This window comes from Prevotella sp. KH2C16 (assembly GCF_900113305.1).
Classification (GTDB): domain Bacteria; phylum Bacteroidota; class Bacteroidia; order Bacteroidales; family Bacteroidaceae; genus Prevotella.
Genome location: NZ_FOOW01000006.1, coordinates 99,465 through 124,344 on the forward strand (window position 1 = coordinate 99,465; position 24,880 = coordinate 124,344).

The 24,880-nt window shown below is 52.0% G+C and carries 17 protein-coding genes; 10 read left to right on the forward strand and 7 right to left on the reverse strand.

The genetic code is table 11. The features are described from left to right. Positions 1 to 176 precede the first annotated feature (176 nt). The 5 genes from BM114_RS06110 to BM114_RS06130 form a co-directional block, all read right to left on the reverse strand. A complete protein-coding gene (locus BM114_RS06110; RefSeq protein ID WP_255406442.1) occupies positions 177 to 2,378 on the reverse strand; it encodes a HEAT repeat domain-containing protein in 2,202 nt (733 codons plus the stop codon). Positions 2,379 to 2,425: 47 nt separating this feature from the next. Continuing rightward, positions 2,426 to 3,979, reverse strand: coding sequence for a DUF6850 family outer membrane beta-barrel protein (locus tag BM114_RS06115; RefSeq protein WP_092111466.1), 1,554 nt, complete (start codon positions 3,977 to 3,979; stop codon positions 2,426 to 2,428). 17 nt (positions 3,980 to 3,996) lie between these two features. Further along, positions 3,997 to 5,274, reverse strand: coding sequence for a DUF4876 domain-containing protein (locus BM114_RS06120; RefSeq protein WP_092111468.1), 1,278 nt, complete (start codon positions 5,272 to 5,274; stop codon positions 3,997 to 3,999). Positions 5,275 to 5,297: 23 nt separating this feature from the next. After that, a complete protein-coding gene (locus BM114_RS06125) occupies positions 5,298 to 8,141 on the reverse strand; it encodes a TonB-dependent receptor (RefSeq protein ID WP_092111471.1) in 2,844 nt (947 codons plus the stop codon). 200 nt (positions 8,142 to 8,341) lie between these two features. Next, the gene (locus BM114_RS06130; RefSeq protein ID WP_255406443.1) at positions 8,342 to 9,766 is read right to left on the reverse strand and encodes a DUF6377 domain-containing protein; all 1,425 of its coding nucleotides are present in this window, start codon (positions 9,764 to 9,766) and stop codon (positions 8,342 to 8,344) included. 517 nt (positions 9,767 to 10,283) lie between these two features. Here BM114_RS06130 and BM114_RS06135 point away from each other — a divergent pair. The 7 genes from BM114_RS06135 to BM114_RS06165 are packed head-to-tail and all read left to right on the forward strand — an operon-like array spanning position 10,284 to position 19,035. Further along, positions 10,284 to 11,312, forward strand: a complete 1,029-nt coding sequence (locus tag BM114_RS06135; protein ID WP_143089263.1) for a hypothetical protein — start codon at positions 10,284 to 10,286, stop codon at positions 11,310 to 11,312. Beyond that, complete coding sequence (gene dcuC / locus BM114_RS06140; RefSeq protein WP_092111587.1) at positions 11,312 to 12,703, forward strand: C4-dicarboxylate transporter DcuC; 1,392 nt, start codon at positions 11,312 to 11,314, stop codon at positions 12,701 to 12,703. The genes BM114_RS06135 and dcuC overlap by 1 nt, the downstream gene beginning before the upstream one ends. 5 nt (positions 12,704 to 12,708) lie before the next feature. Continuing rightward, on the forward strand, positions 12,709 to 13,854 hold the full coding sequence (iadA, locus tag BM114_RS06145; RefSeq protein ID WP_092111476.1) for a beta-aspartyl-peptidase: 1,146 nt from the start codon (positions 12,709 to 12,711) through the stop codon (positions 13,852 to 13,854). A 13-nt stretch (positions 13,855 to 13,867) separates the two neighbouring features. Continuing rightward, positions 13,868 to 15,286, forward strand: a complete 1,419-nt coding sequence (locus tag BM114_RS06150) for a porin (protein WP_092111478.1) — start codon at positions 13,868 to 13,870, stop codon at positions 15,284 to 15,286. A gap of 8 nt (positions 15,287 to 15,294) precedes the next feature. Then, positions 15,295 to 16,827: a M14 family metallopeptidase gene (locus BM114_RS06155; protein ID WP_177207062.1), complete on the forward strand. Its 1,533-nt coding sequence runs from the start codon at positions 15,295 to 15,297 to the stop codon at positions 16,825 to 16,827. A 29-nt stretch (positions 16,828 to 16,856) separates the two neighbouring features. Further along, entirely contained in the window at positions 16,857 to 18,089 is a 1,233-nt protein-coding gene (locus BM114_RS06160; RefSeq protein WP_255406445.1) for a porin, read from the forward strand. A gap of 1 nt (position 18,090) precedes the next feature. Then, the gene (locus BM114_RS06165; protein ID WP_143089264.1) at positions 18,091 to 19,035 is read left to right on the forward strand and encodes a hypothetical protein; all 945 of its coding nucleotides are present in this window, start codon (positions 18,091 to 18,093) and stop codon (positions 19,033 to 19,035) included. Positions 19,036 to 19,155: 120 nt separating this feature from the next. Here BM114_RS06165 and BM114_RS06170 read toward each other — a convergent pair whose 3' ends face one another. After that, the gene (locus BM114_RS06170; RefSeq protein ID WP_143089265.1) at positions 19,156 to 19,818 is read right to left on the reverse strand and encodes a hypothetical protein; all 663 of its coding nucleotides are present in this window, start codon (positions 19,816 to 19,818) and stop codon (positions 19,156 to 19,158) included. Between the two features lie 511 nt (positions 19,819 to 20,329). On the opposite strand from BM114_RS06170, the gene BM114_RS06175 reads away from it, so the two are divergent. From BM114_RS06175 to BM114_RS06185, 3 genes are read left to right on the forward strand one after another with little or no spacing between them, the layout of a single operon-like run. Beyond that, on the forward strand, positions 20,330 to 21,061 hold the full coding sequence (locus BM114_RS06175) for a (Fe-S)-binding protein (protein ID WP_092111489.1): 732 nt from the start codon (positions 20,330 to 20,332) through the stop codon (positions 21,059 to 21,061). Further along, positions 21,058 to 22,434: a lactate utilization protein B gene (locus tag BM114_RS06180; RefSeq protein ID WP_092111491.1), complete on the forward strand. Its 1,377-nt coding sequence runs from the start codon at positions 21,058 to 21,060 to the stop codon at positions 22,432 to 22,434. The genes BM114_RS06175 and BM114_RS06180 overlap by 4 nt, the downstream gene beginning before the upstream one ends. Continuing rightward, positions 22,431 to 23,012, forward strand: coding sequence for a LutC/YkgG family protein (locus tag BM114_RS06185; protein WP_092111493.1), 582 nt, complete (start codon positions 22,431 to 22,433; stop codon positions 23,010 to 23,012). The genes BM114_RS06180 and BM114_RS06185 overlap by 4 nt, the downstream gene beginning before the upstream one ends. Before the next feature lie 305 nt (positions 23,013 to 23,317). On the opposite strand, the gene BM114_RS06190 is transcribed toward BM114_RS06185, so the two are convergent. Beyond that, complete coding sequence (locus BM114_RS06190) at positions 23,318 to 24,868, reverse strand: RagB/SusD family nutrient uptake outer membrane protein (protein ID WP_092111496.1); 1,551 nt, start codon at positions 24,866 to 24,868, stop codon at positions 23,318 to 23,320. Positions 24,869 to 24,880: the final 12 nt, after the last annotated feature.

Consider the following 24,880-nt stretch of genomic DNA (forward strand, 5'->3'; position numbering starts at 1 on the left):
GCGGCTAAGTTACGAAAATTATCCGGAATACAAGCAACCGCCGCAAGGAAATGCGGCGGCATCTCCTCCTCGCCCTCCTGACGGCTGCCAGCGCGACAAAATCGGCGAAATTGAACGACAAAATCGGCGAAATTGTCCATCAAAATCGCCGATTTTGTAAACCTTATAACGGCATTTTACCTGTTTTGTCCCAACCTATGGATGGCACGGCGCAACTCTGCGTCAAGCCCTTTGTCGGTTGTCTTGATCTGCCGCAGCGACCGGGCGATGTCGGCGCGGCGGTAGCAGAGGTCATACCAGCCCAGAGTCTGTACGGCATAGAGGCGCACCTCCACAGGGCGCGACTCGTCGGCCGCAATGCGCAGAAACTCGTCGGCCATGAGCGGCGTGGGATGGTTGCGGTAGGCATAGATGTCGTTACGGTAGACACCCAGCTTCTGTCCGGGCACGGCAAGCTCCTTCAGGTCGCCGTCCATGCGCGCTTGGCCGCTACGCACAGACAGGCGAATCTCATTGAGAACCGTGTCGCCGTAGACGATACGCCCCTCAAGCTGGCGGTCGAGCTCACGCTGCAACGCACCGGAGTCAAAAGCCATCGTGGCCCCGGAGAGCCGGAAGCTGAGTCTCCGCTCGTGTCCGCGGTTCAGGAAAGTAGCGACAAAGGCCGGGATGAGTGCCGGATCGGCGATGCGCTCCACATATTCGCCGGAGAGGCGCCGCACCAGCTCGTAGCTGTCGTTGAGGCTCATCTGGAGCGTGGAGACGGCCTGCTCAGGGAAGTTCAGCGACAGGAGCTTCACGGCCTCCATACGCACGACGAAGTTATCGGAACCCAGATAGGTGCGGTGGAGCAGTTCCGGCAGCCCCTTCTCGCCGGCATAGAGCAGCTGGCGCAAGGCCATAGCTTGTACATCGGGCAGCGTGGCGGAAAGCTGCTTGCGCCAGAAGGCCGCGTCGCGGTCATGCAGCGTCAGGGCCTGGTTGATGTCAAAGGAGAGCGAGCCGTCGCCCTTGAAGTGAAAGGTGGGATCGCCGATGACATGGCTTTCCAGATAACCGGTGAAGCGGTTCAGCTGTCCTACGCGCATGCCGGCGGCCAGCAGTCCGACAAACTCATCGGGCCACTTGTCCTGCAGGGCGTTCACCGTGCCGGCGACAACAGCCACCGTGTGTCCCGGGGCGAAGATGTAGGAGCCGGCGAGATAGTCTTTCTGGTGGAACGAGCCGTTGAAACACGCATCAAAGAGGATGAAGCGGGCTCCAGGGCGGAGCTTGCGCACATCGTAGGTATGAATGTCGAGTGCCTCGTTGAACAGCGAGTCCTGCACGAGCTTGAGGGAATCGAAGGCTTCCTCGCACCACTCCCTCGACACGCCCAGATACTCCGAATACTCCTTGATGGCCTGCTCACGGCCCACCTTGCGGGCTCTCGACGGCAACTTGCTGCGCAGATAGAGCTTGATGTTCTCTATGCTCCCGGCAACGGATGAGGTCTCAGGATAGCCGTTGATGTACTCTGTGTCGGGAGCTCCGTGGTGATGGAAGAGCATCACATCGAGCGCAGGGTCCTGCACTTCATTGAGGAAGATATTCTTCATGGGGAAGACATCGTCGTAGTCGAAGAACTTCACCGTGCCTCCCGGCCTGAATAGGCGCGGCATCTGCTCGCGCAGGGCCAGCTGTTCGCCCGCCCAGGCGAGCTTGTCCTGCGAATTATAGCCGTGGCCGCGAGCCATGGAGAGGTGGTCGAGCACATTGCCCGAGTCCTGCTTCTCGCGCACCACCTTCATCAGATAGTCGCTCAGGAGGCGGTATTTGTCCGTGCCCTCGGTCTCGGTAGGCTTGATGCGGCCGGAGTAGATGTCTGGCGAGAGGAAGGTCTTGGAGTCCGGCCGGAGCGAATAATAGAAGTAGAGCGGTCGGTCGGCATCCTGCCGGATGAAGTCGAAACGTAATGAGAAATCGTCGTAGAAGCGGTCGCTGGCCACGCTCGACTCCTTCCAGTCGGCCTTCTGGTTCATCTTGAAGGCCGAGGTGAGGTACTGTGCGTCACGAATCATGGGGATTGGGATATCGCCCACGAAGACGCATCCCTCGAGAGGCTGCTTCCTGTCGGCGTGATATTTCACGAGCAATTCGCGGATGGACTCGGGCGACTTGAAGTTGCCAACTACCAGATAAGTACCCAGACCATCGGCCTCCACACTCTGCCGATAGGCATCGACGGCGGCCTTCGCATGGTCGTAACTCACCTGGTCGACGAAGATGGCGAAGCTGGTGGGCGTTTTCACCGACGGCTTCGTGATGGTCTGCGCCGCCATGCCGAGGCTCACGAGGAGCATTAGCACGAGGGACAGGATTTTTTTCTTTCTATTCATAATGTTTTCTTAAATATTGAATGACCGTAAATAATGAGGTTAAGACCTCAGAAATTGCACCCAGCCGTGAACGAGAGCTGCTGTCGTTTGTCGAACAGGTCGCCGCTCGGCTTCGTATAGCTGAAGCCCACCCGTGCGTAGATGTTCATCTTCTTGCCAGACTTCACCAGCTGCGAGTAAGTGAGCGAGGCGCCCGCGTTCCAACTGTCGCTTACGAGATAGGCCTCGTCAAGCGGCTCCATGGAGGCAGCGGTGGGATAGTCGGCATTGGCGCCGCCATACTCATAGCTACCGCTCATGCCGTTGCGGAAGCCTCCGCCTACGGCCGCCAGCAGCCGGCGCTGCATGGCCGTTCCGAGCTTGAAGTTCTTCTTGACATCGGCCTGGACGGCCAGCGACTTGAAGTCCTTCGCCGACTTGGGGAGGATATACTCGCCGGCGTAGCCCACATAGGCTATCCGTGCGTCGGCACGCCAGTCGTATTCGTCGCCCGAGGGCTTGACAATGCCGTAGGCGAGAGAGGCCGACCGCACTTGATATACCGACCTCACGAGATGGGTAAGCTCCACCCAGCCGGAATGGCTTTCCGTGTTGTCGCGTTTCATCAGATACTGCGTGCCGTCAATGTGGCGGTAGTCCCAGCCGGCCTTCAGCTCATGCGTGAGGGCTTCGCCCTTGTAGAAGGCAGTAGCCTTGAGGCTGACATGTTTGTCGTCGACGGCTCCCAGCTTCTTGGGTGATGTGAAGCTCTGCTCCACATTCTCAATCTTCTTGTCGTAGGCAGCCTCGAGGAGCACATTCCACGGGCCTTGCGCATACTGATACTGCAGCCCTAAGCCCCAGAGATTGCCGAAATAGTTGAGCGTAACGCCGTCTCCCAAGCCGTGGGAGGCCGCTCCGAGACCATAGAGGATGTAATAATCCTGAGAGACATAGGTGTTCTCGTTGCTCATCTGAGCGTCCTCTTTCAGCGAGGAATAATAGACATCCAGACCTACACGGCTGGCAGGGCCGAAGGAATAGGTAACGCCCGGGCTCAGCCGCAGGTTGTAGAAGCGGCTGTCTACACGGGGGTCGCGCTGCTTGGCGGCCAGCGAAGCCTTGTAGGCTCCCGACAGACCGAAGGTGAGGCGGTTCCAGCAGAGCGGCGTGCTCACGCGGAACGCCAAATCGTAGAACTGGTCGCGCCACTTGCTCTGATGGGTGTCGGCCACATAGAAGGGCATTCCGCGGAAGGGATCCGTTATCGAGGCGTTGTACTGTGCGTCGTCCAGGTTTTCGTGGCGGAAGTCGAACGAGCCCCACACATACACGCTCCGCAGGTTGATGAAGCCCTCGCTGCCTATGCCGAGCGTCCTGACCCGCTCGCCCTGCTGGGGGCGCTTGTAGTCGCCGCTCACGGCATCATAGCCCACCCGCACATCCGAGTAGTTGCGCGTATCATCGAAAGCCGTACCGGCGGCATTGTCTGACTGCAGCCACACGCGCCGCTCCTTCTGCCACTCGAGGGCGGCGGGCGAAAATCCCTGTGCGGCCGCCGAGAGAGAGGCCGAGAACAGCAAGCCCGCTGCCAACACCTTATTTATATAGTTGCTTTTCATCTTTCATTTCCTCCTTGTTAGTAAGTTTCGTTCCATGAGGGGGTGCTCGCCCCATATCTGTGCAGCACCGGAATCACATTCCGCTCGAAGTCGTCGGTGGAATTGTTAGTATCCTGGAATATCAGGGCACCGTTGTCGCGACGCAGGGTGTCGCCGTTCTCGTCGAGGCTAACCTTGCGCACCACGCCCTGCCCGCAATAAGTGGCACCCACCCAGGTAATGCCGGCGTCGAGCACGGCACGCACGCGCTTGCCCGACGACATCCCCTCGTTGCGTACACACTCCACGGCGTCGAGCACATACTTGATGGGTATCTTCGCATAGAGCGTCCGACTGTTGGGCTTGCTCAGGTCGGTGGTGTGCATGGAGGGGTCGTTTACGGGGTCGTAGGACACGCCCTTGGGCACCTGGAACATGCAGTAGGCCGGACCGAAGACCGACATCAGATACTGCTTCAAAGTGCCCTTGCCGGCCGAACCGTTATAGAACACATGCAGCATGTCGGTGGCCTTCTGATCGGGATACTGCGTATTGTCCATGTTGAATTCAAACTCTGCGTGAGAGCAGTCTACCGGCGAGTTGGGATTATAGGTGTCAGACTTGTGGTTGACGGCGAACTGTGCCACCACCGCCGATTCTCCCGGCTGAAGCGGATAGTCGGTGCCCGTGCCGGGAAACTTCCATACCCGCTCGGCATACACATAGTCGATGCCGTCGGCCTCGGGCCATACGGGCAGGGTCTTGGTGGCCGTGCCGGGGTAGAGATTACCGAAATAGATGCCGTCGAGATACTGTATTTTGGAGGAGTTGTTATACACCTCGAAGAACTGATCGCGGAAGTAAGAGTTACCCACAGGGGGCCTGGAACCGGAGAAATAGAGTTCCTTGAAGACCAGCGGGCTCACTTTCAGACCCTGTACGGTAATCGTGATGTCGGTCTGTCCGTTCATCAGGGCGATGTTCACCTGATTGCCCGCCACATAATACTCTGTGCCCTCGCCGTCGAGAGCCGATCCGGATACGGACACGGTGTAGATGCCGGGTACGACATCGGCCACGCTCACCGTCTCGCCGTCAAACTCCTTCACATAGTGATAGCCGTCCTCATAGTTGTCGAGCTTCACCTTCAGACCCGAGGCCGAAGCTATGTTCTCCACCTGGATGTCAAGGTTCACCTTCACCTTAAGGGGGGCGACCCTTTCGGAATCGCTCACGCTGCGCCACTCGTCGCAACCGGCAAGGAGCAGCACGCATGCCGTGAGCAATCCCGCTATATAATATTTTCTTTGTCTCATATTCTTTCTATTCTTGATGTTGGTTATATCTTCAGGGCCAGCTCCATACCAAAGTAGAAGCGGTTGTTCAGCTTGTAGAACTCGCCGGGGCTGCGCCTGCTCTCCCGACGGGGATGGCTACGGAACATGTTGTTCGCAAAGAACGACATGCGCAGCAGGTCGCCGATTTCCTTCGTAATATTGATGTTGAAGCAGAAGTAGGGGCTGAACGACTCCTTGATGGAGTAAGAGCGGCTGCTCGAGGTGTCCAAGAGATAGTCGAGGCCGGCCTCCCTCAGCTGTTGGGTCGTGGTGTACTGCCCCGGGGTGAACCAGTTGACCCGTCCGTCGGCCAGCGCGATGTAGCCCGTGGGGATGGAGTCGTTGTGGTAGACGCCCCAGTCAGACTGATTCCAGATGGCCTGTGCCGTGAGGGTTACTACGAATCCGATGCGCGGAATATTGTGGGTGGCGCGCAGGGTGGTAACGAACTGCTGGTCGTAATAGTCCACCTTGCGCTTGTCGTAGACGGCGATGTCCTTGCGGGCGGCGGGTGCCTCGGGGGTGTTGTCATAGAAATCGTAGGCCTCGGAGTAGTGGCTGCTCCTCATCCAACTGCCGCTCAACTGGAACGAAGTGCGGATGGACTCGATGCGGGCGACATCAATCTCGAACTCCACGCCCTTGGTATTGACGAAGTTGTTATTGGTGGGAGTATAGTAGCTAGACAGCACGGGGTATCTGCCCGTGAGCTCAAGGGCTCCCGCGGCGTTGCGCCCGTAGACATCATAGGAAACGGGTACGAAAGTAGCCAGCGTCTTGTTCAGCGCATAGCCGTTCTTCAGCCGCTCCAAGAAACCCGTGAGCCCTACCCTCACCTTGCCCAGACGGAGGTCAAGTCCGACCTCCGACTTGTAGTTGCGGGCTATCTTCAGGTCGCGGTTCTGCGAATTGAAGATGCGCGTGGTAGTAATAAACCTGCGGTCGGCCTCGGGTAAGTTCTCGTTGGCGAGCTCGTTCAGGTTGATGTATTCGAAGTAAGCGTTCTCGGGATAGAGATATAATAAGGTGGGCATCTTGGCTGCAATGCCGAAGCCGCCACGCAGGGCGAGCACCTCGGGCACGATGTCAATCGAGGCGTTGAGGCGCGGCGAGAGCACGCTGCCAGCCACCGAGACATGGTCGAAGCGCAACCCTGCCTGCAGGTTCAGCGTATGGGTGCCACCGATCATCCAGTTGAAGTTGTCCTCCACGAAAGCTCCCAACTGGTTGATATACGGGATGTCCTTGTAGGCACGGGGACGGAAGGCGGCGTTCTTCTGCTGCAGGTTGCGGTAAGGCGGACGCTGGGAGTCGTAGGTCTTGCCGTCGCCCTCGTTGCCGTCGGTCTTGAAGTCCACGCCCAGCAGGATGCGGTTATTCACCCGCCCGAAGCGCTTGAAGAAGTTGGCCGTGAGCTTGGCATAGAAGTTCACTTCCCTGCTGTCGATGTCGTAGCGTCCCAGGTACGACGAGGGCAGGTACAGGGCGTAGTGCCCAGCGTCGTCCTCTCCGAAGCGGGTAATCTCCGTGCCGCCGGCCGTGAAGAGGTGCTCGCCCGCCACATTGGAGAGCACGGCACCGTCGGTCATGGTCATGGAGTAAGGCGCGTTGGCCGACGAGTAGGCCGTCTCGCTGTAGCTATCCTTGGCGGTGTAGCTGGCCGAGACCACATAGCGCAGGTTTTCCAGCCATCCGCGGCCTATGTTCCAGAGGCCGTTGGTGTTGAAGCGGAGCCCCACATCCTGCCCCCGGTGGCTGGTAAGCTCAATCTCGTCGTCGGGATTGCGGTCGCGGGCATCCTTTCCATAGAAGAAGTCGAGCGAGGTATTGCTACGCAACTTGTTGCCGAAGAAAGTGTTGGAATAGAGTACCTTGGCCGTGAGCCGTTGATAATGGTCGTAGCTCTCCGTCGGGTTCTTGATGTTGTAGGCGTAGTCAGCACTCAGGTTGAGCGATCCGCCACGCTTGCCGAGACTGAAGCCGCCGCCCACGCTGCCCTGATAGACATTGGGGTTGGCCTTGGCACGGATGCGCAAGGGCTCGCGGCCGGCCTTGGTGTGGATGATGACGGCACCCGAGGTGAGGTCGCCATACTCCACCGATGGGATGCCGCGTACGACCTCCACATTCTCGATGTTCTCCGTGGAGATGGCACGCACATCGAATCCCGAGTTGGGCGAGCTGCCTCCGGCCAGCGAAACGGCTCCCCCGGCCACCGTGGGATTCAGCGAGCTCAGGTTGGCGTTGTTGGAAATCGGGGCTCCGTCCTGGATGATGGCCGTGCCCAGCGAGTTCAGCTCGGTGTCCCGCCCGCCATCCACCTGCCGGATGTTAAGCGTCTTGGCCGAGTTCAGATCCTGATTCTTGCTGACGCCACCGGGCGTCAGAGCCATCAAGTCGGCAAGGTTCGTGGCCTGCATGTGGTCCATAGCCTGCCGTGAGATGTTGCTCGAGGTAGCCCTGCCGGCCGCACTCTGCTGTGCCGTAACCACCACCTCTTTCAGGCGGAAGTCCTCGTCCTGAAGGACAAAGTCCAGATTCTTCATGCTCCCGCTGATGTTCAGCTCACGGTCTAGCTGCGCCTTGCCCAGGAACGAGACGCGTACCTTCACCTTGCCCACGGGCACATTGTTGATGGTGTAACGCCCGCCGCCCGCCGTCGTAGCCGCCAGCCCATAGTCAGGAAGCGAAATCGTGGCGAAGTCAAGAGGCCTCTGCCGCCCCTCGGAAACCTCGTAAACCGTCCCTGACAGGCTGTACTTCTGCTGGGCTACGGCCACAGCGGCATGAGCCAGTATCAGGAAAGCGAGCAGGCATATCCTGCCCCAGTCGTTCTTTCTTCTCATATCTTAATCGTTTTGGTCTGTCTTCAGTTCTTCATGGTCGTGAAAAAGCCATGGAGACCTTATCTTCTCTTACACAACGCAAATATACAACTTTTTGCGGGAATTAACAATACCTAATAATAAGTATTTTTCTCCATGGAAACTTTTATGGCACATCTTAGATTTGAGGCCATATAAGATACTTCATCATAATCCCATTTTCAAATCCCTTTGAGCCCGATTTCCATAACTTGGCGTTCAAAATCAACCCTGTTACCTATAGCTCCGTTCTTTATACGAGCACGATATGCATAAATAGAATTGGGCGAATAGTCGAGGAATTCCGCTATATTAGAACTTTCGGTTATCCCCAGACGAATCAACGCGAATATCCGCAGCGGGGTATTCAGCGTACCGCTTTCCTTAGGAAAGGTCTTACAATCATCGCGAAGCAGCTTGTTGAAGTCCACTATAAAAGAAGGGAAGAGATGCAGGAACACGGTATCAAAATGATTCAGAAGCCCTTTCATCTCGTCTTCCTTCAACTGTTCAGAGTCCGTAAACTGGATTGTATACTTTATTTGGTTAGCCTTGAGATTCCTATTTACTTTTATGCGGAAGTTGTCCAGCTTCTCTATATACTTCAAGCAAATGTGAAAGAAATATGTGATATACTCGTCTTTTACCCTGTTGCTATCCACAAGCCGCGCATTCAAAAGCTTCAACTCTTCATTAAGCCCCGAAAGAGCCTCATAGGCCTGCTGCACATCGACCTTGCTCTTGGTAATAACCTTTCTGTCTTTCAGGACAACAAAGAGCGCTACCAACAGGAAAACGGAAAGAAAACCTACGATGACGGACAAAGATAACAGATTGGTATTCATGTTGTTTAGCCTTCCGCGATAGTTCTCGTTAATCGATGTCAGAATCGGAACTACCACCCAACTACGCTTGTGGGGACTGAAATAAGATATACAGCGCCAGGAAACATCTATATAGTTAAAGGCTCGTTTCAAATCCCCATCATTCTGCATGATCTGCGCAAGATTCCAAAGTGATGTCTGGTTGTTAATGGCGCATTCCAATTCACATATAGCTCCTAAAGCCAGCCAATACTTTTGCTTTTCCGGCTTGTGCCTGATCCGATATATTTCTGAACGGTAATAAGCCATATTTGCGTATCCGCGCGTGCGTGGCCTGACATTCTTCATCCACTCGTCATTTATCCTCATAGCCTTTTCATACTCTTGCTTGAAGAACAGAGATATACAACGGCGCTGATAATAAAGTTCGTATTCGGGCTTCAAGGTACTATTAACCGAGTCAAGATATGTGAGTGCCAGACCACGGTATCTTTGCCTCAATACCTCGTCCGAACAATATTGCTCCAGCTCTCGGTACAAATGATTCTTATAGTAATAATAGGTATTGAGCTGTTCGCCCTTAAATAACCTTGGGTTTACATTCTCAAAATATTGTTCTGCATTGGTAAAATAGCCCGAGACGACATATTGATGAGCGACAAGCAGATTGCAGTAAGACTCCAAATCCGACCTTTTCATCTTCTTTGCCAAGTCTATACAGTTAAACAGAAATGTCAGTGCCAAATCATTCTGGAATACCCGATACTCCAAATATAATGCCATCGAATGTTCGTAAAGCCCATCCGCGTTTCTTGCCAACCTTAATAATAGCTTCTGTTTCTCAATTGACTTCTGTTTCTCTGCTTTATACTTTTCCGTGTTGGAAATGGCCTCATCCAGCTTTGTATATACAGACCTAATGTCTTCTGCACATGCCGAAAAAGGCATAATTATTAATAAAAGGCTAATCACCTTATGAATTACCAGCCTGTCAGCACCGCCTATGTCTCGAATTCCGCACATATACCAAACTCTAATTTCAACGACTTAAAGGTAATAAAAAAATATATATAAATTATAAATTCACTATATTTTTTATCATTTTCATCCATATTTTAAGAAGAACCATCCATATTTCTATTAAAAACATTATCATATAAGATATTGATAACTTGCAGTTTCCAGATTTACAGATACTCATATCATCCATATTTTTATCCATATCTACAACCTTAAGATAAAAAAAACAACGAATTTTGTAACATCTCTAAATGCAGACAAAAAACAATCTATAAATCTTATGAAACTAAAAAGAAACATTTTTGGATTTGCTACGCTAAGTTTGGTCGCTTCTGTCTTCAGCTTGTCAAGTTGTACGACAGATGATGTTGAAGCTGAAGTTGTCGATGAGAACTTACCGCAGCAAGCTGTTTTTGACTTTACCAATGGTGAGGCAATAACTGGATGGGGATTAGAAATCCCAGGTGGAAGCAGTGGAACGCCCGTTAACAGTATAACAACAAAAGAAGTTACCCTGACAACAATAAATAATGGTTCTACGCCCATACGCATTTATTCTACTGGCTCGGGAGTCTTGGACCTGCGTTCTTATTCTGGTGATATCCTGATATTCTCCGTTCCTGAGGGCTATATCATTACAGGTATTAACTGGTCTTCCGCCAATGAATCTACAATGGACGCATGGAGCCCGTCATTCGGAACTATTGCCGGAGGTATATGGACAGCTCCGACAGACGGCACTTTGAGGTCCGTATCGTTTACTGCAACAGGAACTACGCGCATGAATGTACTTACAGTTACATACGAGAAAGGTTCTGCTACACTTGTAAACGAGCCCCCCACTCCAGAGCCGCCTCCCACCCCTGAATCACCAACATCGCTTTCGTTTGACTTCACCTCATCTACAGCCATTATAAGTTGGGGATTCGAAGTTCCAGGAAAGAGCGAAGGAGTTGTACTGAGCAAGCCAATTACGGAAGGGAAGTTTACAATCACTCCTACTAATGCAGCAGGGGCTACAGAGGCTACAAGTATCCGATTCTACACTTCCAAGGGTGGAGCAACAGATCTTAGGATTTATACCGGAGACACCATGACTTATAGTGTGCCAGAAAACTATGTCATCAAAGAACTGTCATGGACTTCTGCCAATGCAGAGACTATAGATGCTTGGACGACAGATGCCGGCACATTGAAAAATGGCGTTTGGACGGGTGAGGCCGGTAAAAAGTATTCCAGCATTAAATTCACGGCTACTGGTACGACGCGGATAGATGTTCTTACTGTAACTTATCAACCAGCTGAATGATGATTCTGATAGGAACGATAATATCCATTATATTTATCATTGCCGTAGCATACGCGCTGACGCATAAGTTCAATCCCCAGATTGTTCTGCTTACCTCTGGGTTGCTTATGCTCGGGACGGCAATGATACTGGGCACCTTTACCATCGATGTGCAGAAAGATCTTGGTGGTAACGGTACGGGCTGGATTGTCTTCGATATCTTCAGGCTTATAAAGGAGGTGATGAATACCAACATGGGGCGCGTCGGCCTGATGATCATGACCATTGGCGGCTATGTCGCATACATGAAGAGTATTCAGGCAAGCGATGCCTTGGTTTATGTGTCAATGCGTCCTTTGATGTTATTCCGAAAGGCACCAGATTTAGCGGCAATACTCGTGCTGCCAATAGGTCAGATGCTTTTTGTATGTACACCAAGTGCAGCTGGTTTAGGTTTGCTGCTCGTTGCTTCTGTATTTCCCATCCTCGTTAATCTTGGCGTAAGTCGTTTAACAGCGGTTTCTGTTATTTCTGCATGTACAATCTTTGACATGGGGCCAGGATCGGCTAATACTGCTCGTGCGGCAGAGCTGGCAGGCATGACCAATATGCAATATTTTGTGGAACATCAACTTCCACTTGCCATACCTGTAACAATTCTATTAATGGTTTTATATTTTGCATGTAATCGTTACTTTGACGAGAAAGACCGTGCACACGGCATCGTTTCCGAAGCCGTTACAGATGTTAAGAACATGAAGGTGGACGCACCATTGATATATGCCATTCTCCCGGTATTGCCACTGGCCTTGCTGATAATATTCTCCAATTATTTTCAATTGTTTGGCAGTCTGATAGTCCTTGACACTACTACGGCTATGTTTATTTCTCTTTTCGTTACAATCAGCTTTGAGCTAATCCGGTATCGTTCCGTCCGAAAGACCTTTGCCCAGGTAAAAGCTTTTTGGACAGGCATGGGGACAGTATTTGGAAATGTAGTAACATTGATTATCTCCGCCGAGATTTTCTCGAAGGGACTTATTTCTTTGGGATTTATCGATTCTATTGTTAATGCCTGCACGCATATGGGGTTCCCCGGAGCATTAGTAAGCGTCGTTATCATTGCTGTCATCTTCATGGCTGCTATACTTATGGGAAGCGGCAACGCCTCTTTCTTCTCATTCGGACCGCTCGTCCCAGACATAGCTGCCAAGGTGGGCATGAAACCCGTAGATATGTTATTGCCCATGCAACTGTCATCCTCTATGGGAAGGGCTATCTCTCCAATTGCCGGGATTATCGTAGCTGTTGCCGAAGTGGCGGGAGTAAAACCCAATGATTTAGTAAAGCGCAATGCCATTCCTTTAACTACAGGCCTATTAGCTATGGTCATTATTCATTATATCTTCTAAATATTATGTTTACACTAATAAAAAACATTCACCTTTATACACCTGAAGACAAGGGCATACAAGAAATTCTCTTGGCCGGTGAAAAGATTGTCGCCATTGGCGACAGGCTTGAAATAGCCGGTACAGAGGTGAAAACTATAGACGGACAGGGCATGACTTGCATGCCCGGACTCATCGACCAACATGTACATGTCATCGGAGGTGGCGGCCAGACAGGATATTTCTCATTGGCTCCGGAAGTGCCTCTGTCCAAACTGATTGAAGCTGGAACAACGACCGTTGTCGGATTGTTGGGGACAGACGGTTTCGTAAAAACCCTACCTCAGTTATATGCCAAGACCAAAGGTTTGTGCCAAGATGGCATCAGTGCCTATATGCTGACAGGGTTCTATGGGCTTCCTACTCCAACAATCACCTCTTCAATAGCAGAAGATATGATCTACATAGACCGCTGTATCGGCTGCAAGATAGCAATAAGCGATGACCGCTCCTCCTATCCCACAAAGCAGGAACTACTACGCATCATCCAACAGGTGCGCTTAGGGGGATTCACATCTGCGAAAGGGGGCATCATGCATGTTCATCTCGGGGCTTTGTCTACAGGCATTGAAGTCCTCATAGACATTGCAAGGGAAATACCAAACCTGACCACATACATCTCGCCTACTCACATGGGGCGTACCCATGACTTATTCTTGCAAGGTATCGAGTTTGCCAAACTGGGCGGCATGATAGACATCAGTACCGGTGGTACAAAATATGCCGAGCCTCATGAAACCGTAATGGAAGGCCTTGAAGCCGGAGTTCCCATTGATTTGATGACATTCTCCAGCGACGGGAACGCCGGAGTGCGTCGTAAGAATGCTGAAACAGGCGAAGACACTTATCTGTTGGCTCCACTGCATAAAAATCTGGAGCAAGTGGTCTGCCTCATCAAGGAAGACCAGATAGCACCAGAGGAGGCTTTCAAACTCATTACCGTCAACCCTGCGAAGAACATGAAGTTGCATGGAAAGGGAAGAATAAGTGTCGGGGTTGATGCAGACCTTACCTTCTTCGATGACCAGTGGAACCTGCAAGGTGTCTGGGCACGCGGCATAGAGATGATGCATGAAAGGAAAGTTATCAAGAAGGGCAATTTCGAACAATAACCGAAGCGTGATTATGAAAAAGTTTTTGCTAACACTATTGGGATTCCTGCTTATCAATGCGACTGCCTATAGTCAGGATGAGATCGACGAGGTGGATGCCAGCGAGATGTCGGAAGAAACTGACAGAGAAGCCAATGACACACAAAAGGCTTCTATCAATCCATATCGTCTGGGCAACGGCATCCGCCTGATTGCCGGAAACGGGAATAACCTTGTTCTTTCCGGACTTGTACAGACGACTGCCAGCACCAAGAAATATGGTGATATAGACAAGCATTATAATCGTTTTAGAGTGCGCCGTGCACGCGTGCGACTTGATGGAACGGCCTTGGGCAGCAAAATCCGATACCGTGTAGGGCTGGATCTTGTCAAGGGGAGTGAGACTGATGATGACGGTGCCGGCTCTTTACTTCAGGATGCATGGATTGGATACCGTCCGTGGGGAGACAACAGAATGCAGATTTCATTTGGCCAGCGTTCCACCCCTACTGACAATATTGAGTTATCTATGTCGTCCCATACATTATCTTTTGTAGAACGAAGCAGAATAACATCTGTATTCGCTACAATCCGTGAAATCGGTTTCTTCGTAGAGTCGAGTCTAAGGTTAGGCCATACACAAGGTATTCTTCGTCCGTCTATCGCTATTACTGACGGCGACGGGCCAATATCCGGGGGCAAGCGTTATGGTGGACTTAAATACGGAGCCCGCATCAACTATCTTCCCTTCGGGACATTTCGCAACTATGGTCAGACTCGCGAGAGTGATATGGTCTATGAATTTACTCCAAAGCTGAATATCGGAGTTGCCTATAGTTATAATCAAGGTGTCAGCGACAGGCGGGGCGGTCGGGCATCCGGCGACATTCTCTATATGGACGCAAAAGACCACTATAAGCTGCCCGACATGGGGAAACTCGTAGCTGACATTAACTTCAAATATGCCGGATTCTCTTTTATTGCTGAGTTTGCAAAGACTTGGGGATATGTGTCAGACAAGATAACTCAGCGCGTCCGTACGGCAGGTACGACAACAACAGACTTTGCCTTTGAAAGAACCATTATTGACGCTGCCGGCAATCAGACCACCCAAACTGTTCAGGATAAAGAGAGCTACATAAAGAACAGAATGCTGTTAGGCTGGGGCCTGAATATCCAGATGGGATATATGTTCCGCAGCCTTTGGAGCATCGACGCCCGCTATACACATATTCAGGCTGATGATGTTTCATTCCTGAACAACGACCTGTATTTTAACCGTCCCGACTATGTCGACCTTGGCATCTCCAAGTACCTTACACATAGCTATGCCAGTAAACTCCAACTTACTGTAGGATGGGGCAACCCAGATGGACAATGCAGGACTCCGGATAGTCGCTACTATAGCGGCAATGAATGGAATGTAGACCTAATGTTTCAACTAAAATTCTAAGGAAAACGATGAAAAAGCATATCTTGTTTTTATCACTCATCATGGCTATGACACTACAAAGTGCTATGGCTCAACAACCTGGAAAGGTTACGCGCAAATGGTTTCCTGATCCAGATATAAAAATAGAGTCTCCGGCCTTCACTACTGGTAAATACTATACGACATACAAGGGCATGAAGAAGTATCTTCAAAAGCAACTTGCCGCATACCCTCAGTTAATGGACATCACCTCTATTGGCAAGACCCAAAAAGGCAGGGAGATACCGATGGTTACGATATCCGACAAAGCTTCTTCTCAGACTAAGCTCAGAGTATTATTTACCGGAGCAATGCACGGTGACGAGCATGCCGGTACAGAAGGACTGATGTGGTTTATCCATCAACTTGGAGCAGACGCTTCCACTCGGGAGTTGTTGACCAAGATTGATTTCTATATCATCCCAATGCTAAATGTAGATGGCTCCGAAGCCGACACTCGCTACACACATAACGGCACAGACCCTAATCGTGATCACACACGCTTGTCCACGCCCGAAATAACATGCCTGCATAAGGTGGCTACAGATGTCAAGCCGCATTTGTATGTGGATTACCATGAGTTCAAGCCCCTGCGTACTTCCTACGAAGAGATTTCTGACCGTATTATCTCCAATCCCAATGATTTCATGTTCCTTTACAGCTCTAATCCCAATGTATATCCGGAGTTAACAGAGCTGATAGAACAGGAGTTTATCCCCAACACAAGGAAGATGGCAGAGAGCTGGAATCTGAGAAATTCCATTTACTACACAACCAGAGGAGGCAGCGACGGAACCATTATGAATGTTGGAGGACATTCTTCCCGTTCTTCAAGCAACATCATGGCCTTGCGTGGATGTGTGTCTATGCTTATGGAGATACGCGGCATAGGACTTGGAAAAACTTCTTATCTGCGCCGTGTAAACACGATTTACCAGCTGTGCCAGTCCTATTCCCAAACTGCATTTAATAATAGTAGTCGCATCATCGGCAGCGTGGAGAAAGCCGAAAGACAAAACCGCCCTGTCGCCATCGCATATAGCATAAAAACGGAGAAAAACCAGCCGTTCCTTTTCTTGGATCTGCTGAAGAACGAGATTATAACCTATCAAGTGGATGCCAAACCAGCCAAAGAACTGAAGGTTACCAAGAAAGTCTCCCGTCCTAAAGCATATGTGATTGATGGTAGGCAGACTCTTGCAATTGATCTTATCAAGAAGTTCGGCATCAGATATGAAGAGTTTAGGCAGCCCCGGCAGCTGGATGTAGAAGCCTATCGCGTAAAGTCTTCGGTAACCCAGAAAACGGAACTGCTGAATATACATCCAGTAGCCGTAAAGGTTCAGCCCGAAACGCTTCATGCTACTCTCCCTGAAGGAAGCATTCTTATTCCGATGAGCCAACCCTTGTTTACGCTGGCAGCAATTCTCTTAGAGCCTGAATGTGTCAACAGCTTTGTTTATATGCAAGTTATTGACGCACAACTAAATGAATGTTTGCCCGTATATCGTATAAATGAATAATAATCGACAATATAAAATACATCCAAAATATGAGAAACAAAATTTTTCTTTCCGCTCTGATGTTCCTGTCTGTCAACATGGCATGGAGCCAGTCGTTGCATAGCGAGGCTGAAAACACCCTTACGGACGGCATTCTGAATCTCGACTTAGGAGGCCAGGGCAACAGGGTTCGCATTGGAGGATTCGTCTCCGCAGGAGGACACTTTACGGAAATAAAGAACGCCGAGTCGGATAATGGATTCAATATTGACAACGCCTTCCTTTCCTTAGAAGGCTCTTTCCTGAATGACAAGTTAGGCTTCTTCCTGCAGGCAGACTTCGCCGACAGCTATCCCCTACTGGATGCTTATGTTACTTACCGACCCATAAAGGATCTCGTATTCTCCGTCGGACAGAAGCAGACCTTTACGAACAGCCGCGACCTGATGCTACATGACCAAAGTACAGCCACGGGTGAGCATTCGCCGATGAGCCAGGAGTTCAATGAAAGAGGGCGTGAATTGGGAGCCTATGCCGAATACCGTCTTCCAACGACACGCCTGGGAGTAGACCTCGGCCTTGCCGTAACAAGTGGCGACGGTCGTAATTCCTTCGGCTCGTCCAGTACTGATCCTGATAATGGAAGCTTGAAATACGGCGGTCGTGTCACGGTCTATCCGATGGGATATTTCAAAAGAGGCAACGAACTCGTATTCTTCGACTTCATAAGAGAGGCTACTCCAAAGCTTGCCATTGGCGGAGCCTTCAGCTATAATAACGGCGCAAGCAACGCAAAGGGTGAAGGACACGGGGATTTCACCATGTACGACAGGGAGGGCAATGCCGCATACCCAGGACTTCGCAAGCTCACGGCCGACCTCCTCTTCAAGTGGCAAGGCTTCACCTTCCTGGCAGACTACACGAATACTACCGGTGCCAAGCTTGACAACCTCTATACGGCAGCTAATGTCAACGCCAAGCTCCAGCCCGAAGAAATCAGCCAGTATCTCGCCCTCGGCAACGGCCTTGATGTCCAGGCTGGCTACATTACGAAGTCCCTATGGGCTGTCAACTTCGGCTACAGCTATGTAAAGCCGGAATTTGCAGAAGTGGCCAACTCTGTCCTGAGGAGAATGTCTTCCTATGACATCGGCATTTCAAAGTTCTTCTGCAAGAACACATTCAGGCTGCAACTACTCGGTAATTACACACATTACCACAAGGAGGTCATGACGCCTTATAAGAATCGATCCATTAAAATGAATCTTCAAATTATGTTCTGATATGAATAGACTGATTAGAAACACTTGGACATGTCTCTGCCTCCTGCTAACGACACAATGCCTTGTCGCATGCTGGGAGGATGATGTGCTGCCCCCGGAGGACACGCAGACGGCAGCTACCGTCACACTGACTCAGGACGGGAACGAACATCAGATAGTCTATAATGGATTCGAGGCACTCAAAGACAAACCCGTTACCGTATATTATAACATTCCATCAAGCGGAGACATGACGAAAATGCCCGTTCTCTTCATCTTCCCAGGCGAAGATCGCAGTGCAAAAGAGCATATGGCACTATTCACTGACTGGGCTCGCCGGCAGAAGGTAATGCTCTTCGCCTTCGAATTTCCCACTGCCTATTATCCGACGACCACCGAGTATATCTTAGGCGGCATGAATACGAGGCAAAGCAGCGAAGGGCTCACGGCTAAGGAAAAGTGGAACTTCAACTATGTAGAATCCTTTTTCAAGTCTGTTCAACAATTTACGAAAACCACCCAGACCACTTTCGACATGTGGGGGCATAGCGCTGGCGCCCAGTTTGTCCATCGATTCTGCACTTTCATGGAAGATACCCATGTCAATAGAGCCATAGCGGCCAACTCTGGTTGGTACACGATGCCTGATGCCGACTTGTCCTTCCCCTATGGATACAAAGAAGTTACAGATGTGGACTGGAGTCATCAACTGCCAAAAGTGTTTGCACAAAAACTATACATACAACTTGGCGGTGCTGACACAAGCACGGAGGGACTGAACAACACCACGGGTGCAATGTCCCAGGGCTCCACGAGACTTGAGCGAGGACAGCATTATTTCACGACTTCACGGAATACAGCAAGTAGGAAGAACCTGCCGTTTAATTGGTCTATAACCATCGTGCCTAACATTGGACATTATGCCTCAGGAATGGCGCAGGCCGCCATGGACACTTTGAATTATTAACATGGCTTGCAGCTGACGAGGTGTCTTGCTCTGCGGTAATCAGCTTTCCCCCAAAGGAAGGGCTGCATAAAATAAGGAAAGATCTTTTTGGGGATTAAGGGCATTTCAAACGCAACCGCCCTATCTGATTACCTCGTCCATTTTATCGAAGAGTGCGTTTGGGTTGGTCTGCACAAGATTTTTGTCCATCGTGTCGACAAACGACACCAGGACGGGATAGTCGGCAAACTCTGCCTTGAGAGCCTTGCGCTGCTTGTCGGTCAGGTTTTTCCGCAGATTGAATATGGCCTGAGCCATTGTCATGCCATTGCTCTTGTAGAGCACGCGCTCCCCAAGGATGGCATCCGAAGCGGCATAAACTGTGATATTCTTGCCCCGATAGATGCATGCGGCGAATATTTTGTGGCTGGGCACGGACGGCATGGAGGTCTTGTAGGCAATGTTGGCCGCTATGGGAATCCAGGTGATACGACTGGCCTCCGGATTAGCTGCATAATAGGTAACGACACTATCTACCTCGCCAATATCATATTTCGGCTGCTTGGCCAAGAGTCTGGAGCCTATCACACTGATTTTCACGAAGTCGTCAGTAGTACTGAACAGGGGCGACACATAGAGGTGAGCATGCATGGTGGGGTTCATCAGATAGCCCTCTGCGATGGAATCATTGTGCAGGTAGACAGTGGCAATAGGCTCTCGCTTATTCACTTTAGCTTTCTTTTCTTGGGCATTGGCGCCCATCAGGCAAAGAAGGCCAAGGCCAAATAAAATAGAAGCTTTCATTTCGATGCAGTTTTATGAGTTCTATGTCCACAAAGATAGGTTATTCCTGTGAGGTAACAAGCGTTTTCTTTGAGAAATGACATCTTTTAACCTTTTACCAAATAACAAAACAATCCCATGATAAAATCGACAACCAGAGGGCTATGCATATAACGACAGTCAACTCGTCAAGATAGACGACTCCGCGACGAATCCCGTCTGCAGGGGAGGCTTCACCTTCAAGGGCAGGACGGAGATGACATGGAGGATGACAAAATCGGCGATTTCTTCCTATAAAATCGGCGACTTTGTCGCACAAAATCGCCGATTTTGTCATCCTTCCTGCCGCTTCCTGTAAAAAAGGCGATCACCCCCCGCGGCAGCAAGCAGTATTCCCGACACTTCTGAAAAAATTTCAAAGAAAAACCCGAAACATCTTCCGGTTTTCAAAAAAATGATTACCTTTGCCATGAGTGGGACTTGTTTCCATGCCTCAAGTCCGACTTGGAAACTTAAATATTTAGCGAAAAAGATGAAAATCGGTTTGTTCGTACCTTGCTATGTCGACGCGCTCTATCCCGAGGTGGGTGTCGCCACCTACAAGCTACTCAAGCATTACGGCCTCGAGGTGGAGTATCCCGAGAAACAGACCTGCTGCGGCCAGCCCATGGCCAATGCGGGCTTTGAGGAGATGACGCTGCCGCTGGCCGAGAAATTCGAGACTCTCTTCAAGGACTACGACCACATCGTGGCTCCCTCGGCCTCGTGCGCCTCCTATGTGAAGGCCTACTATCCCCACCTGATGCACCATGAGTGCGTGAGCTCCGGGAAGATTACCGACCTCGTGGAATTCCTCCACGATGTGCTGCGGGTGGATCATGTGCCTGGCAAGTTCCCGCATGTGGTGAGCGTGCACAACTCTTGCCACGGCGTGCGCGAGCTCGGCCTCTCGTCGCCGTCGGAGCTCCGGATACCGCCGTTCAACAAGATCGTCGACCTGCTCAGCCTCGTCGAGGGCATCACAGTGAAGGAACCCGAGCGCAAGGACGAGTGCTGCGGCTTCGGCGGAATGTTCTCCGTAGAGGAGCCCAATGTGTCGGTCCGCATGGGCGAGGACAAGATAGCGCGCCACATGGCGACGGGCGCCGAGTACATCACCGGCCCCGACAGCAGCTGCCTGATGCACATGCAGGGCATCGCCCGGCGCGAAAAGACGCCTGTAAAATTCATTCATGTAGCACAAATCTTAGCAGCAGGACTATGAGTACAGCACATTCAAGAGCAGCCCGCGAGTTCACAAAAAATCGCGAGAAGACCGCATGGCACGACGACACATTCTGGTCCATACGCACCAAGCGCGACCACATGGCCTCGGAACTGCCCGAGTGGGAGGAGTTGCGCGAGCATGCCAGTGCCATCAAGAGGCACACCGCTACCCACTTGGCCGACTATCTGGACAAGTTCTCCACGCAGCTCGAGAGCCGTGGAGTCATCGTCCACTGGGCGAAGGACGCACAGGAATTCAACGAGATCACATTCGGCATACTCGAAAGCCACAAAGTGGAGAAGATGGTGAAGTCGAAGTCGATGCTCACGGAGGAATGCGGAATGAACGCTTACCTCGAGCAACGAGGCATCGATGTGGTGGAGACCGACCTCGGCGAGCGCATCCTCCAGCTGCTCGGCCAGAAGCCCAGCCACATCGTGATGCCCGCCATCCACCTGACGAGACAGGAGGTGGGCGAGATGTTCGAGCAGAAAGGCATCTCGCACGAGAAAGGCAACTACGACCCCACCTATCTTACGCGCTGTGCCCGCCGGCACCTGCGCGACGAGTTCATGGAGGCACAGGCCGGCATGACGGGCTGCAACTTCGGCGTAGCCGAGACAGGCGACATCGTGGTATGCACCAACGAGGGTAACGCCGACATGAGTACCTCTATGCCCAAGCTGCACATCGTGGCCATGGGCATAGAGAAGGTGGTGCCCGACTATGACAGCGTGGCCGTCTTCCAGCGACTGCTCTGCCGCTGCGGGACAGGCCAGCCCACCACCACCTATACCTCCCATTTCCGACAGGCAAGGCCGGGGGCAGAGATGCATGTCGTGCTCGTGGACAACGGGCGCAGCGACATCCTCGCCAATCCCGAGCACTGGGAGACGCTGAAGTGCATACGCTGCGGTGCGTGCATGAACACCTGTCCCGTCTACCGGCGTAGCGGCGGCTACAGCTACACCTACTTCATCCCTGGGCCCATCGGCGTAAACCTCGGCATGCTGCACGACCCACAGCAGCACTCCGGCAACCTCTCCGCCTGCTCGCTCTGCCTCAGTTGCGACAATGTATGCCCCACCAAGGTGAACCCGGGCTCGCAAATCTACTACTGGCGACAGGACCTCGACCGGCTCGGCAAGGCCGACAAGATGAAGAAGGCGATGTCTGAAGGCATGAGCCTGCTCTACAACCACCCCGCACTCTACACCACCGCACTTCGACTGGCACCGCTCGCCAACCTCGTACCCGAGAGCCTGACGCGCAGCGACAGCCTCAATCCCTGGGGCATCGGGCATGCCAAGCCTGAATTCGCCAAGAAGAGCTTTCACCGAATCTGGAAAGAAGACATCGACAAGAAATGAAAAAGGAAGATCTATTTGCCAAGCTCAGGGCCAACGCGCAAGAGCCCTGCGACATGCCCGACATGAACATTCGGGGCATACAATATGCCGACCCCTACAAGCAGTTCGTGGAGATGACCGAGACCGTAGGCGGCCAGGTGGTGGAAGCAAGGAAGACCGACGACTTGAACGCCGTCATCCGCGGCATCTATCCTGACGCCAAGACATATGCCAGCAACCTGCCTTTCATCACCATCGCCCAGCGAAACCCCGACACCGTGGCCGACGCTGCCGACCTTAACGGCACCGATGTGGGCATCCTGCAAGGAGAAATCGGCGTGGCGGAGAACGCCTGCGTCTGGATTCCGCAGACCATGAAGGAGAAAGCCGTGTGCTTCATATCCGAGTATCTGGTTATCATCCTCGACAAACAGAACATCGTCAACAACATGCACGAGGCCTACAGGCGCATCCAGATGGATCCGCGCTACAACTTCGGTACCTTTATCAGCGGCCCGAGCAAAACCGCCGACATCGAGCAGTCGCTCGTGATGGGAGCCCAGGCCGCTCGCGGCGTTACCGTGCTCATCGTGGAATGACATGACCGTCCGCCCTTCAGCGACAAGCGGGGGGTACAACCATGGCCGGACGGAGCCTGTCTGTCTGCCCATCCACACCAGCCACATAGGAGTACATAGGATAGATTATTTCATGCTATCTGAAAGCATAGCAGGGAGCTGAACTTACGGCAAGTTGGAGGAAACGCCCTAAGGTTCGTCCCTTGAGTCCCCAGCGGGTACAGAAGAACTCTATGTCCACCCCCGGTTTTCTACCTCAAAGAAAAAAAGACAGCCGTGCCGGGTATATCCCACGGCACGGCTGTTCTCTATAGGCTGAAGAAGCGTCAATCCCAGTTGGGGTTCTGCTTCAGCACACCCTTTGACAGGTCTATCTCCTCAAGCGGAATCGCCCACAGATAGTCGCGGGCTGGATTAAACTTGCGCTGCTCCACCAAGAACTTCTCACCATTGGGGCGCATGCCGTAGACGGGCTTCGTTACGGCAGCCTCCGTAGTCTTGTAGCTCCGGGTGTCGAACAGATGGATGCCTTCGAAGGCCAGTTCCAGACGGCGCTCCAGCCTGATGGCGGCACGCATCTCGTCCTTTGACAATCCAGGGGCAAGCCTGGGCAGGTTGACACTCTTGCGCTGGCGGATCGCATTCACGGCATCATAGACCTCCTTGTCGGGAGCCGCGAGTTGCTCGTTGCGGGCTTCCGCATAGGTGAGCAACACCTCCGCATAGCGGATGAAGATGAAGTTGGTCCAGTCGTAGTTGTTGATTCCGTCGTTCTCGGGGTTCATATACTTGCGCATACAGTATCCAGTGCGAGTATGGTTGCCATCGCCGATACTGTTGGTGGTGTACTCGTGCCCGGCAATCATGTCTCCATGATGGAGAATAGAGGCCGCCAGACGGGGGTCTCTGTTGGCAAATGGATGGGCCGGATCATAAAGCGGCGACTCCTTGATAGACTTACCATCGGTGCAAGGGTAGGCATCCACCATATCCTGTGTTGGCGACAGGGCCTCCCAGCCGCCCATGACGATGGGGGCGAAGAACTGTCCTATCCAGCTTCCTTCATTTGAATTCTTGGGATTCGACAAATATTCGCGGTCGAAGATTATCTCGTTACAGGTCTCGGCAACGGGCTGGAACAGGCCTGCATAGTCGTCATAGAGACCATACTTGCCCATATCCATCACCTTCTTGGCCGCCTTTTCGGCTTCATCATACTTATGGGCATAGAAAGCCAGACGAGCCTTGAGGGCATAGCAGGCTCCCGCACTGGGCTTGCCGTGGTCGTCAACCTGACGGATATCAGGCAGCGCGGGGGCAGCCTTGTCGAGCAGTCCGACGATGTGGTTATAGGTTTCCTCCTCCGTGGCGCGTGCCGGCATGGGTTCCTTCAATGCCAAGGGATGATCGACGATGGGCACGCCGCCCATATACTTCAGCAGGGTGGAATAGAAGAAAGCTTCCAGAAACTGCACCTCACCCGTGATTTCGGCTCTGTAGGCATCGTCCATCGGCACTTCGCCTATATGTTGGTAGAACACCTGGCAGCGGCGTATCCCGGCATAGGCTGCATCCCAGAGTTGCTTGAAATGGGGATTGGACGATACGGCCGTACCTGCAGACAGGGATCCCTGCTCTGCTCCCACATGCACGGGAACGGCATTGTCCGTATAGCAGTCTGTCATGATAGTGTGGTTCTCCGGTTCCACCAGAAAGAGGTAGATGCCGTTTACATATTCCTCTGCCTCGGCAGCCGTCTTCCAGAAAGATCCGTCAGACTGCCGGTCGGTGGGCTCGCGCTGCAGGAAACTGTCGTTACAAGAACAGAACAGTACGATAGCCAACAGGCAAGCCATGATACTATATTTTGTCTTCATGATTATAATGCT

Excerpts from the sequence above, each read along its gene's own strand:
- iadA (WP_092111476.1), top strand. The coding sequence starts at position 12,709 with ATGTTTACACTAATAAAAAACATTCACCTTTATACACCTGAAGACAAG.
- BM114_RS06150 (WP_092111478.1), top strand. The coding sequence starts at position 13,868 with ATGAAAAAGTTTTTGCTAACACTATTGGGATTCCTGCTTATCAATGCG.
- BM114_RS06155 (WP_177207062.1), top strand. The coding sequence starts at position 15,295 with ATGAAAAAGCATATCTTGTTTTTATCACTCATCATGGCTATGACACTA.
- BM114_RS06115 (WP_092111466.1), bottom strand. The coding sequence starts at position 3,979 with ATGAAAAGCAACTATATAAATAAGGTGTTGGCAGCGGGCTTGCTGTTC.
- BM114_RS06175 (WP_092111489.1), top strand. The coding sequence starts at position 20,330 with ATGAAAATCGGTTTGTTCGTACCTTGCTATGTCGACGCGCTCTATCCC.
- BM114_RS06110 (WP_255406442.1), bottom strand. The coding sequence starts at position 2,378 with ATGAATAGAAAGAAAAAAATCCTGTCCCTCGTGCTAATGCTCCTCGTG.
- BM114_RS06135 (WP_143089263.1), top strand. The coding sequence starts at position 10,284 with ATGAAACTAAAAAGAAACATTTTTGGATTTGCTACGCTAAGTTTGGTC.
- BM114_RS06180 (WP_092111491.1), top strand. The coding sequence starts at position 21,058 with ATGAGTACAGCACATTCAAGAGCAGCCCGCGAGTTCACAAAAAATCGC.
- BM114_RS06185 (WP_092111493.1), top strand. The coding sequence starts at position 22,431 with ATGAAAAAGGAAGATCTATTTGCCAAGCTCAGGGCCAACGCGCAAGAG.
- BM114_RS06160 (WP_255406445.1), top strand. The coding sequence starts at position 16,857 with ATGAGAAACAAAATTTTTCTTTCCGCTCTGATGTTCCTGTCTGTCAAC.
- BM114_RS06190 (WP_092111496.1), bottom strand. The coding sequence starts at position 24,868 with ATGAAGACAAAATATAGTATCATGGCTTGCCTGTTGGCTATCGTACTG.
- BM114_RS06125 (WP_092111471.1), bottom strand. The coding sequence starts at position 8,141 with ATGAGAAGAAAGAACGACTGGGGCAGGATATGCCTGCTCGCTTTCCTG.
- BM114_RS06170 (WP_143089265.1), bottom strand. The coding sequence starts at position 19,818 with ATGAAAGCTTCTATTTTATTTGGCCTTGGCCTTCTTTGCCTGATGGGC.
- dcuC (WP_092111587.1), top strand. The coding sequence starts at position 11,312 with ATGATTCTGATAGGAACGATAATATCCATTATATTTATCATTGCCGTA.
- BM114_RS06130 (WP_255406443.1), bottom strand. The coding sequence starts at position 9,766 with ATGGCATTATATTTGGAGTATCGGGTATTCCAGAATGATTTGGCACTG.
- BM114_RS06165 (WP_143089264.1), top strand. The coding sequence starts at position 18,091 with ATGAATAGACTGATTAGAAACACTTGGACATGTCTCTGCCTCCTGCTA.
- BM114_RS06120 (WP_092111468.1), bottom strand. The coding sequence starts at position 5,274 with ATGAGACAAAGAAAATATTATATAGCGGGATTGCTCACGGCATGCGTG.